This window comes from Paenibacillus sp. J2TS4 (genome assembly GCF_018403245.1).
Taxonomy (GTDB): domain Bacteria; phylum Bacillota; class Bacilli; order Paenibacillales; family NBRC-103111; genus Paenibacillus_L.
Genome location: NZ_BOSH01000010.1, coordinates 81,170 through 92,975, shown reverse-complemented (window position 1 = coordinate 92,975; position 11,806 = coordinate 81,170). Strand labels below are relative to the sequence as shown.

Genomic DNA, 11,806 nt, shown 5'->3' with positions numbered 1-11,806 from the left:
TTAGAGTGCGCTCTTATATAACGCACGGGTACGAACAGATTTGAAGAGTCCTTTTTACCCCATAACAATCTTCAAGTTTACAGCATTAACACGGTGTAAATAAAGATACTTATTGACATGGAAAGCTACCTCAAATACCGGGTTATTCATCATCGAAATGACTCCGTAAGGAGCTATTTCTTACAACTAAATATGATTGGGAAAAAATGTAATCATGTTTTACTCTTGTATATCCAACAGAGAGAATGATAGAGCTTGAGACGGGAGGAACAAGGATGAGACTGACACCTCGAGAGCAAGAGAAGCTGATGATTGTTGTCGCGGCGGATCTCGCGCGCAGACGAAGAGAACGGGGGTTGAAGCTGAATTATCCGGAAGCGGTGGCATTGATAACTTATGAAATTATGGAGGGAGCGCGCGACGGCAAAACGGTGGCCCAGTTAATGAGCGAGGGGGCGGCTATTCTCGGGCGGGAAGATGTCATGGAGGGTGTGCCTGAGATGATTCCGGATATTCAAGTCGAGGTGACGTTCCCTGATGGAACCAAGCTGGTCACGGTTCACGATCCGATTCGTTAATTAAAGGAGGATATGACATTGATTCCAGGTGAATATAGATTGCGGAGCGATGAAGTAATCTGTAATGAAGGTCGGACAGCCGTGTCGATCGAAGTGTTGAACACCGGAGATCGTCCGATTCAGGTCGGTTCGCACTTCCACTTTTACGAAACGAATTCCGCCTTGCAGTTTGACCGAGAGCTGGCGTTCGGGATGCACTTGAACATTCCTTCCGGTGCGGCTGTCCGTTTTGAGCCGGGAGACCGCAAGGAAATCGAATTAGTGCCGTTTGCTGGCGAACGTAAAGTATACGGATTCAATAACATGACGGACGGATTACTGGATAACCGGGAGCGAGAGCAGGAGCAAGGCCTTCTTGTGCCGCAACGCAAATCGCCAGCGCTCTTGTCCCATAAGAATGGAATGGAGGCAGCCCGATGAGCTTCAAGATGTCCAGGAGGCAATACGCCGATATGTTCGGACCGACTACGGGCGATGCGGTTCGTCTGGCGGATACCGACTTATTCATAGAAATTGAAGAAGACTATATCCGATATGGAGACGAGGCCAAATTCGGCGGAGGCAAATCGATTCGCGACGGCATGGGGCTGCATCCCCTGATTACACGCGAAGCCGGGGCGCTTGATTTGGTGATTACTAACGCTATTATTGTCGATTATACAGGAATTTATAAAGCGGACATCGGCATTCGCGACGGCGTTATTGCCGGTATCGGCAAGAGCGGCAATCCGCTTGTGATGGATGGCGTAGATTTGATTATTGGTGCCTGCACCGAAATCATTTCGGCTGAAGGCTTGATCGTAACGGCCGGCGGCATCGATACGCATGTTCACTTTATTAACCCGCATCAGGTGGAGCACGCGCTCGCTTCCGGATTGACCACCCTGATCGGGGGAGGCAGCGGGCCGGGCGAAGGCTCCAAGGCAACAACCTGCACTTCGGGAGAATGGAATATGTTCCGCATGCTGGAGGCGTCGGAAGGCTTGCCGATTAATGTCGGATTTCTCGGCAAAGGCTCCGGAGCCCATGAAGCTCCGATGGTCGAGCAGATCCGGGCTGGCGCGATCGGCTTGAAGGTGCACGAGGACTGGGGAGCTACCGCTTCCGCCATCGATTACTCCTTGCGGGTGGCGGATCAATATGATGTACAGGTAGCGTTGCACTCGGATACTTTGAACGAGGGCGGGTTCGTTGAAGATACGATTGCGGCCATTAAGGGCCGAGTGATTCATACGTACCATACGGAAGGCGCCGGCGGGGGACATGCTCCCGATATGATCAAAATGGCGGGCCTCGGCAACGTACTGCCCTCATCTACCAACCCTACCCGTCCTTTTACGATCAACACGGTGGAGGAGCACCTGGATATGCTGATGGTTTGCCATCATCTGGATCCCAGCGTGCCAGAGGATGTCGCTTTTGCAGATTCCCGTATCCGCAGTGAGACGATAGCGGCGGAGGATATTTTGCACGACTTGGGTGTGTTCAGCATGGTTAGCTCAGACTCCCAGGCCATGGGCCGGGTAGGCGAAGTGGTAACAAGAACTTGGCAGACTGCGGATAAAATGAAAAAGCAGCGCGGCAAGCTGCCCGAGGATGCCGGCTCGACCGGCGACAATTTCCGGATCAGACGCTATATTGCGAAATATACGATCAATCCGGCACTTACACACGGCATTGCCGAATATGTCGGCTCGATCGAGGTCGGCAAAATCGCCGATTTGGTTCTGTGGCATCCCGCATTTTTTGGCGTGAAGCCGGAGATGGTGCTTAAGAACGGCTTTGTCGTACAGAGCTTGATGGGCGATCCGAACGCTTCGATCCCAACTCCGCAGCCGTATATTTATCGTCCGATGTATGCCGCTGTTGGCAAAGCTTTGGCGCGCTGCTCCATCACTTTCGTCTCCCAAGCGGCGTTGGATGCAGATGTTCCCGCTAAGCTAGGCTTGAACAAAATCGTGCTGCCCGTACGCGGAATCCGTACTCTAACGAAGAAGGATATGGCCCTTAACGGCGGGACCCCGGAGCTATTCGTCGATCCCCAGACTTATGAAGTGAGGGCGAACGGGGAACTGCTGACATGCGAGCCTGCTCATGTTCTGCCCATGGCCCAGCGGTATTTCTTGTTCTGAGGCGGCAGAAAGAGATAGGCGCGAAATTTAGAAGGATAGGGAGGGCTAAGAATGATCATTGAACAAATAGTGGGAAGGCTCGATCAACTGAGTCCCGAGGACAGAGAGGGCCGTCATATAGAGAAGGTGTATCTGCCCAGTGAGGATTTGCTCAAAAGAATCCAAAGAGTGACGACGGATCACGGCAAGGAAATCGGAATTCGTCTCACCCAGAAGGAGGAGCTGGCGGACGGCGATATTTTATATATGGATGAGAAGAATATGATTGTGATTGAAGTGGAGCCTGATGATCTGCTCGTCATCCGCCCGCGCTCGATGCAGGAAATGGGCGAGATTGCACACAAGCTGGGCAACCGTCATCTGCCGGCCCAATTTGAGGGGGAGCGGATGATCGTCCAGTATGACTATTTGGTGGAAGAGCAATTAACAAGCGATGGGATTCCTTTCGCGAGAGAGAAGAAGAAAGTAAAGAAGGCGTTTCGCCATGTGGGACATAAACACTAGCTCGCTGCTATCTCTGCTGCAGTGGTGCGATTCCAATTTCCCGACAGGGGCTTTCAATCATTCCTTTGGATTGGAGACCTATTTGCAAGAGGGGAAGGTAACGGATGCGGCCTCCTTTATGGAATGGCTGACGGTCTATGTGAAGGAGCAATTTGTTTATTCTGATGGTCTGGCTTGCCGTTTAACCCACGAAGCCTTGGACCAAGGCCAATGGGAGGAAATATGGAAGCTGGATCGGCTGCTGACCGTTCAGAATCTCGCCCGCGAAACGAGGGAAGGCGCACGCAGAATCGGGGAACGGATGATCAAGCTGGGGGCCGAGCTGTACGAGGAGCCACTCCTGCGGCAGTACCGCGAAAGAGTACAAGCCAAGTCCGCTTACGGTCATCCGGCTATCGCCTTTGCGATGATCTCCCGTCATCTTCAGGTGGATCGGCGGACAGCGTTGTTGACCTATACGTATTCCTCCATCAGCAGTATGGTGCAGAATGGGGTGAGGGCCATCCCGCTCGGCCAGACGAACGGGCAGAAGCTGCTGATGGACTTGCAGCCGTTGCTGCTCCAGGCCGTAGATATCGTGGAGGAGCTGACTGCCGACGATATCGGGATCGTTTCTCCCGGGCTGGAATGGTCGCAAATGAAGCATGAAAGACTGCATATTCGATTATTCATGTCATGACAGATTGTCGGCGTTAACTTTTACGTCGCAAGTGAAAAAGGATGGGTATGAAAATAACGCGATTGTCCTTTCAATCTATGGGTAGCGGTTTTTGGACGTCATGAGATTTGGCGTGGAATTCAAGATAGAAAGAAGGAGAGAATATGAAACCGGTCAAAATCGGAGTAGGCGGCCCCGTCGGAGCCGGGAAAACGATGCTCGTTGAAAAGATAACCCGGCGGCTGCACGGCAAGTACAGCATGGCGGTCGTAACTAACGATATTTACACGAAGGAAGATGCCAAAATTTTGATCCAAACCGGGATTCTTCCGGAAGATCGGATCATCGGAGTCGAGACGGGAGGCTGTCCTCACACCGCCATCCGGGAAGATGCATCGATGAATTTTGCGGCTATTGATGAATTGGTCACGCGTCATCCCGATGTCGAGCTTCTGTTTGTGGAAAGCGGCGGTGACAACCTCGCGGCGACCTTCAGTCCGGAACTGGTCGATTTCTCCATCTACATTATCGATGTCGCCCAAGGGGAGAAAATCCCGCGCAAGGGCGGACAAGGCATGATTAAATCCGACTTGTTTATTATTAACAAGACCGATTTGGCCCCGTATGTCGGTGCTAATCTGCAAGTGATGGAGTCGGATACGTTAGCTTTTCGCGGCAACAAGCCGTACTTCTTTACCAATCTTAAAGACGAGACCGGACTGGATGAGGTCGTCGAGTGGATAGAGAACAATGCGATGCTGAAGGGTCTGGGATAAGATGGATCAGTGGACGGGAACCTTGAGGCTGACAGCGGAAAACAACGGAAGCAGAACGGCGGCCTCCCATGTGTATCATCAAGGAGCGTACAAAATCGCCCGTCCGATTTATTCCGATGACTCCGGACAGGCTTACTATTATGTGATGAACCCCGGCGGCGGATATGTGGATGGAGACCGGTACCGGATGAGTCTGGAGCTGGGTGAACGGGCGCAGGTGCTGATGACTACCCAATCGTCGACAAAAATCTATCGTACGCCCCGTCAACCGGTGCTGCAGATGACGGACATCGATATGAAGTCGGGCAGCTATTTGGAATGGCTGCCCGACCCGATCATCGGCTACCGGGACGCTCGCTATCGGCAGCAAACCGTCATCCATATGGAGAAAGGAGCCACGCTCATCTCCGCGGAAATTATTACGCCCGGATGGTCTCCGGACGGATCGTTGTTTGCCTATGAGGAGCTGTCGCTCAAGACGGAGATCTACTTGGATCGGGAGCTCGTTCTGTATGACCGCCTGAAGCTTCGCCCGGGACGGCAGCCTATGTCAGGACTCGGGGTCATGGAAGGCCATACGCATTATGGCTCCCTGTTCATTATTGGCGAGCAGGCTAAGACTGAATTTGTCAGCGCGATGATGGAGGTGCTGGATGTGGATCGGTCCTCGGGGAAAATTGGCGTGTCTGAGCTCGTTGTGCCCGGCTTTGCCGTTCGCCTGCTGGCCGATTCTACACAGACGGTGGAGCGGTCCTTCGGCCGGATCATCAATTATGTGCGGCAGCAATGGTTTGGGAAGTCGCCCGTGTCGTTGCGCAAGTATTAGCTCCTTTCGGGCAGAGGATTATAGAAGAAGGCTGTCAGATCCGGCAGGGTCCTGGCAGCCTTCTTTGTCTTCGTTCTTGATTACATTTCGTTCCCGGTCCTTCCCGCATATTCGTGGACATGCGGAGTGGCTCCGCTTACGGAAGTGACGCCTTCGAAGTAGTGGTAATGTCCTCCTTCGGGAAGGGGGATGGCCGGTCCGGTTGTTCCTCGGATCAGGTGGGTATGACCATCGTCAAGCGAGGTTACGGCCTGATATTGATGGATATGCTGTACTCCGCTTGGAGCGGGGGCGGTCGTGCCCGCATATTGATGTCTATGCCCAACGTCGAAAGTGGTCACACCGGAGAAAGGATGGACATGAACAGGTTTTCCATTCCAATTTGTAATATATAGTTTATGGGAATGGTGCCCGTCTGAATCATCCGAATGAACGACAAAGCCGGAGACGGGGATATCCATAGAGATCACATCCTGTTATATAATCATTCCCGGGCTTTCTGCTATTGCCAGACAAGCGGATTGATGCGGCAGCAGATTAGCCTATATATGTCTATGTTCGGGGCAAAAGATTCGTTTGTGTAAATGCCTATTTATCGGAATAGTTTATTCAAATAGCCCCATATAACCTGCATATTTTCCGGGTTTCTTCTATGACCTCTTATTTTCAATATAGGAGTGAAAGAAGGAACGCGAACAGAAAAAAACGTGCCGGGAACTAACGATAACCCGACAGGTTTTTAATAAAGGAAAAAAGATTGGGCAGAAGCGATGTGCTCAACCCAATCTTTTTATCTATAGTTGTTCATTTTATTAGGACCTTATTCTACGAATCTGCGTCTGGACATAACAGAACAAAACAGAAATAAACCGATTGATTTCCAGATCGGTCCTATGCTACAATAATTATTGGATTTTATTAAAACTAAGTCGAGTAATATATTATTATCCAATAATATATTACCACACAAACAGTTCGATTGTCAACTTTCATTTTCTAAGATGGATATCTTGGATGAATGTTAAGAAAAAGGAGTGGTTTCCATGAGTTTGACTGAACAGGATTGGCAGGAAGAAAAGCAGCGGGTGGAGCATGTGGAGGAAGAAATCGACAGTCAGATTGCGGTTCTTCAGGAGCATGTCAGCGACAAGAGGGCAGAAACGGTGGACGTACGGAAAAACTTCTGGGACGATGTCACCGTCAACCTGGAAGATCCTAGCGAACTCGTCGAAACCTATGCCAGCATTAAGCAGCAGGCGGAAGTCCTGTCAGAGAAGGAACGCAGCTACGAGCATGCTTATAACCAATTGAAGATTCTGACCAAGCTCAAGCAATCTCCATATTTTGGCCGGGTGGACTTTCTGGAAGAAGGACAGAACAAGGCCGAGCCTATCTATCTTGGAATAAGCTCCTTGTATGATGAAGACAAGATGGAGTTTCTCATTTACGATTGGCGGGCGCCGTTATCCAGCTTGTACTATGATTACGCCCTCGGTCCGGCTCATTACGAGACCCCCGGAGGCACAGTCTCCGGAAAGATAGAGCTGAAGCGTCAGTATACGATTCGTGACGGACAGTTTATCAGTATGTTCGATACAGGAGTCACTATTGGGGATGAACTGCTTCAGGAGGTGCTGGGCAAGCAAGCGGATTCCCAGATGAGAAGCATTGTGGCCACCATACAGAAAGAGCAGAATCAAATTATTCGCAATGAAAGAAGTCGTCTGCTTATTGTCCAAGGGGCCGCAGGGAGCGGCAAAACCTCGGCCGCTTTGCAAAGAGTAGCTTATTTGCTGTACCGGTACCGGGAAACGCTGAAGGCCGAGCATATCGTTCTCTTTTCGCCTAATATGATGTTTAACAGCTATGTGTCTACCGTGCTTCCGGAGCTTGGGGAAGAAAACATGCAGCAGACGACGTTTCAACAATTTCTGGATCATCGGCTTGGCCGTCATTTCCAGCTTGGCGATCCGTTCGCTCAGTTAGAGTATGAGTATATTGCTATGAACGAGCCGGGATATGAGGCGCGCATGGAGGGAATCCGTTATAAGGCTTCGGCCCGGTTTATGGAACTGGTCGAGAAGTATTTATCTTTTCTCGGGCGGGAGGGGATCCTTTTTAAAAGCCTGAAATTTAGGGGGAAAACGCTCGTATCAGCCGCCAAGATCCGGGAACGGTTTTATGCTTTAGACTCGGCCATATCGATACCGAACCGGATGCAGCTGTTGTCTGAATGGCTGCTGGGGGAATTGAGGGAAAGGGAGAAGGCCGAACGGAATGAGCCGTGGGTGGAGGATGAAATCGAGCTGCTTGACAATGACGCCTACCAGAGAGCTTACCAGAAGCTGAGGAAGCAAAACCGCTTCTCGGGGGAGTCGTTCGACGACTATGAGCGGGAACGGGAGCTGCTCGCCATCATGATTGTCCGGGAGCAATTCAAGGGGCTTCGCCAACGGGTGAAGAAATTGCGTTTTGTCAATATCCCGGGCGTCTACAGGCAATTATTTGCCGAACCGCAATACGCACATCGTTTCAGCCATGAGGCTGAGCTGCCCGAGCATTGGAAGGAAATCTGTGCACAAACGGTGGAAAGGCTGGATCGTTCCGAATTAGCCTATGAGGATGCGACTCCTTACTTGTTTTTGCAGGAAAAAATCGAAGGCTTCCAAACTAATAACCTGATCCGCCATGTCTTTATGGACGAAGCCCAGGATTATTCTCCATTTCAGTTTGCTTTCATCCAAAGATTGTTCCCGCGCAGCAAAATGACGGTGCTGGGAGATTTGAACCAGGCGATTTTCACTCATACGGAGACGGGGGGGCATTGGCAGACGCTGGAGGCTCTGTACGGGGAAGAGCAAACCGAGAGATTCATATTGACGCGAAGCTACCGTTCCACCCGGCAAATCATTGATTTCACCCGCGATTTGATTCCGGAAGGTCATGTGATAGAGCCTTTTAACCGTGAAGGAAGCAAGCCGACCTTAACGCAAGCGGCTGACGAGGAGGATCTTAATGCCAGAGTGGCTGAACGAATTCAGGCTTTGCAGAAGGCCGGACTTCGAACCATTGCCGTGATTTGCAAATCGGCTAAGGAAAGCCGGGAAGCATTCCAGGAGCTGACAAGCGAGCTGGGAGCGAGGCTGATCGAGAAGGATGCGGCTTCTTTCGAGCCCGGAGTGCTGGTCATTCCCGCCTACCTGGCCAAAGGGGTGGAATTCGATGCCGTCATCCTCTACAATGCCTCTCAGGAGCAGTACGGCAGAGAAGGCGAGCGCAGGCTGTTCTACACGGCATGTACCCGGGCAATGCATGAGCTGCATCTTTATTATATCGGCACACGCAGCCGGTTTCTGGACGACGTCTCCCCAGACACTTATCTTGCGGGGAATTTGACGGAACAGGCCTGATGACCCATCGATTTTGCCGGGGTGGGGTTCTGTTTTGCAAGTTCATCAGATTTAGAATAAACGGTGCAGTTCAGGGAGGGGATAGCCCCTCTCTTTATTTTTTTGTCATGTAAAAACGTATGTAAAATTGCATAAGGATGGTAATGCCGCAATGAAAATGCATTGGAAAAGTATACTGGCCGCCTTGAGAACTTGTGCCCTCCTATGATCTCTATAATTTCTTCATAAGACATTCCGTTTTTTATTTGATTGTACTCGCCTTTGGAAATTGTAGCAGCGGCATCACTGTTTGCAGGGGTATTAGCCTGAGCTTCACCTGGTCCATTTTCCTCACCCTTCGATTGGCCGCAAGCAGCCAGTAAAGCCACAAGAGACAAAATGATTACAATACGAATTCCTTTAAAGAGACCAACTCCATAGAATGATTTGACATAGAAAAAATGCCGGCATAGTCTTACCACAAGTGGATAGAGCTGTTAACTCCCCTTCTTTGTTTTGCATCAAATCCATGCGGTTCTCCAACCTACATTCTTATATATAATACTGTTCCTCATCTTTTTCCATATGTTGAATGTCCCAAATCATAATTGAAATTTACACAATGGACCTGACGAAAATCTCAGTAATAATCACTTGCAAGGCTATAAACTAGCTCGTAAAGCCATTTTCATTTATTTTTGTGAAAGTTTGAACAATTATTTCTGTACAGGCAAAATCTTCGTTGTAAATTGTGGTCAATCTTTTGGTTGGTTATTTTGTTTTGGGAATCTTTTTTCGATATAGAGCCGTTCGCCTTAGCTTTCTGATAAAATATGGAAAAGGAGTAATTGTGAAAAGGGAGAGTGGAAAAGCTATGGGGAGCAAACGAACGGTTACTGCGGAAGATCTCTACAGCCTCCGATGGATTAGCGATCCGGCCGTATGCCCGGTGAGCCATTCCATCGCTTATGTGTGTCAGTCGGTGGGTGAAGACAAGGAAGACTATCAGTCTCATATTCGACTTCTTTCTATCGATGGAGAGGAGGACCGCCCTTTTACCAACGGGGGGCCGATGGCCCCTGAAGGGCAGGATACGGCTCCGGCCTGGTCTCCGGACGGGACCCGGCTCGCCTTCCTGCGCAAATCGGATCAAGGGAAGCAGATATGGATCATTCCCCGCGCAGGAGGGGAGGCGAGACAGGTGACTCGATTGCCGCGCGGTGTCGCTGCATTCTCCTGGTCTCCCGACGGCACGCATTTGCTGTTTACGGCGAAGGTAGCCGCGGATCAAGAGCTGGATGAGCTTACGCCGGAGGAAGAGAAGAAGCGTTGGGCAAGCCGGGTCCGGGTAGTCACACGGTCGAAGCCGAAAGCTGACGGCGCCGGGCTATGGGATCATCGGAGAAGCCATCTGTTCGTGATCGACCTGGAGACGGAGCAGGCTCGTCAAATTACCGATGGGGATTATGATGTACATGAGCCCGTATGGTCGCCGGACAACCGGCAGATAGCGTTCATCGCCAAAATAGCGAAGGAACCGTCGGCAGACGTCGACCTGCAGCTTATGAACGACCTGTTCCTCATCGACCGTGACGGAGGCGAACCTCGCCGGTTGACGGATATGGCCTGGTCCATCAGTCAGGCAAGCTTCTCTCCCGATGGGAAGCTCATCGCCTTCTTCGGCCATGACCGGGCTTATGAAGGGGCGACACAGACCGCGCTGTATACCATTTCCGCAGAAGGCGGGGCCGCAGTCTGCGTAACGGAAGGCTTCGATGCGTTGTTAAGCAACGCTGCAATTAGCGATATGAGGTCGCATCTGCGAACCCCTCCTCCGCTGTTCAGCACGGATGGCCGATCCATCTACTCGCTTGTCTCTATGGCCGGCAGTGTGCAGGTCTACCGGTTCCCTCTGAATGGCGGTGGCGAGCCTCAGGCTCTGACAGAGGGAGCCAGGGAAATCTATCAGTTCGCGGTAACGAAGGACGAACGATATTTGCTGCTTGCATCGACTGATCCCGTACTGCCGGGAGATTTATACCGGGTGGATCTGCATACCGGGGAGGAGGTCCGGCTAACCGCCATCAACGATGCTTTCCTGGAGCATATTGAGTGGAGTTCGCCCGAAGTCTTCGAATTCACGGCTTCGGATGGCGTCACGGTCCATAGCTGGATGATGCGTCCCGCCGGTTTCGAGGCTGGGAAACGGTATCCCGCTATTCTGGAAATTCACGGCGGCCCGCATGCCATGTACTCTCATTCTTTCTTCCATGAATTCCAGCTGCTTGCCGCACAGGGGTATGCCGTCCTGTATACCAACCCGCGGGGCAGCTTCGGGTACGGCCAGACGTTCGTGAACGGCTGCCGGGGAGATTATGGGGGGCGGGACTACCAGGATTTAATGGAAGCAGTCGATTATGCTGCCGACAATTTCGATTTCATCGACAAGGAGAGGCTCGGCATCACCGGAGGAAGCTACGGAGGATTTATGACGAATTGGGCGGTAGGCCACACCGACCGCTTCCAGGCTGCCGTGACTCAACGGTCGATCTCCAATTGGCTTTCCTTCTATGGAGTAAGCGATATCGGTTATTCCTTTACCGAAGGGGAAATCATGGGGAATCCGTGGGAAGACACGGAGAAGCTGTGGAGGCATTCTCCGCTCGCGTATGTAACCCAAATCCGGACACCGCTCTTGATTCTTCATGGAGAACAGGATTTGCGCTGTCCGATCGAGCAGGCGGAGCAGCTCTATGTGGCGTTAAAGCGTTCCGGCCATGAGACCGAGTTGGTGCGCTTTACGGGCGCGAGCCACGATTTGTCGCGAAGCGGGAACCCCGGGTTGCGCGTCGAACGGCTGAACCGGATCGTGCAATGGTTTGAACGGCATATTAGTCAAGAATAATGCAGCACCTGCTTTACAAAGGGCGATTCCACCGCGGA

11 protein-coding genes are annotated in these 11,806 nt (G+C 51.4%); 9 read left to right on the top strand and 2 right to left on the bottom strand.

The window, feature by feature from the left end; genetic code table 11:
- Positions 1-275 precede the first annotated feature (275 nt).
- From KJS69_RS20005 to KJS69_RS19975, 7 genes are all read left to right on the top strand, one after another.
- Entirely contained in the window at positions 276-578 is a 303-nt protein-coding gene (locus KJS69_RS20005; RefSeq protein WP_213585569.1) for an urease subunit gamma, read from the top strand.
- Between the two features lie 18 nt (positions 579-596).
- Complete coding sequence (ureB, locus tag KJS69_RS20000) at positions 597-998, top strand: urease subunit beta (RefSeq protein WP_213585568.1); 402 nt, start codon at positions 597-599, stop codon at positions 996-998.
- Positions 995-2,710 carry an urease subunit alpha gene (gene ureC / locus KJS69_RS19995; protein WP_213585567.1) on the top strand — a complete coding sequence of 572 codons (1,716 nt, stop codon included), beginning with the start codon at positions 995-997 and terminating at the stop codon, positions 2,708-2,710. Before ureB ends, ureC begins: the two co-directional genes overlap by 4 nt.
- Before the next feature lie 51 nt (positions 2,711-2,761).
- A complete protein-coding gene (gene ureE / locus KJS69_RS19990; protein ID WP_213585566.1) occupies positions 2,762-3,214 on the top strand; it encodes an urease accessory protein UreE in 453 nt (150 codons plus the stop codon).
- Positions 3,195-3,893 carry an urease accessory protein UreF gene (locus KJS69_RS19985; RefSeq protein WP_213585565.1) on the top strand — a complete coding sequence of 233 codons (699 nt, stop codon included), beginning with the start codon at positions 3,195-3,197 and terminating at the stop codon, positions 3,891-3,893. Before ureE ends, KJS69_RS19985 begins: the two co-directional genes overlap by 20 nt.
- A 143-nt stretch (positions 3,894-4,036) precedes the next feature.
- Positions 4,037-4,648 (top strand): urease accessory protein UreG, encoded by a 612-nt coding sequence (ureG, locus tag KJS69_RS19980; RefSeq protein WP_213585564.1) that lies wholly within the window; start codon positions 4,037-4,039, stop codon positions 4,646-4,648.
- Position 4,649: 1 nt separating this feature from the next.
- Positions 4,650-5,474, top strand: a complete 825-nt coding sequence (locus KJS69_RS19975) for an urease accessory protein UreD (RefSeq protein ID WP_213585563.1) — start codon at positions 4,650-4,652, stop codon at positions 5,472-5,474.
- Between the two features lie 80 nt (positions 5,475-5,554).
- Here the strand turns inward: KJS69_RS19975 and KJS69_RS19970 are convergent, their stop codons facing one another.
- Positions 5,555-5,935, bottom strand: coding sequence for a YmaF family protein (locus tag KJS69_RS19970; RefSeq protein ID WP_213585562.1), 381 nt, complete (start codon positions 5,933-5,935; stop codon positions 5,555-5,557).
- A gap of 582 nt (positions 5,936-6,517) precedes the next feature.
- Between KJS69_RS19970 and helD the strand changes: the two genes are divergently transcribed.
- Positions 6,518-8,884, top strand: a complete 2,367-nt coding sequence (gene helD / locus KJS69_RS19965) for an RNA polymerase recycling motor HelD (RefSeq protein WP_213585561.1) — start codon at positions 6,518-6,520, stop codon at positions 8,882-8,884.
- Here the strand turns inward: helD and KJS69_RS19960 are convergent.
- Positions 8,851-9,345: an LptM family lipoprotein gene (locus KJS69_RS19960; RefSeq protein ID WP_213585560.1), complete on the bottom strand. Its 495-nt coding sequence runs from the start codon at positions 9,343-9,345 to the stop codon at positions 8,851-8,853. The two genes, helD and KJS69_RS19960, sit on opposite strands and share 34 nt — an antisense overlap.
- Positions 9,346-9,737: 392 nt before the next feature.
- Between KJS69_RS19960 and KJS69_RS19955 the strand changes: the two genes are divergently transcribed.
- The gene (locus KJS69_RS19955) at positions 9,738-11,768 is read left to right on the top strand and encodes a S9 family peptidase (protein ID WP_213585559.1); all 2,031 of its coding nucleotides are present in this window, start codon (positions 9,738-9,740) and stop codon (positions 11,766-11,768) included.
- Positions 11,769-11,806: the final 38 nt, after the last annotated feature.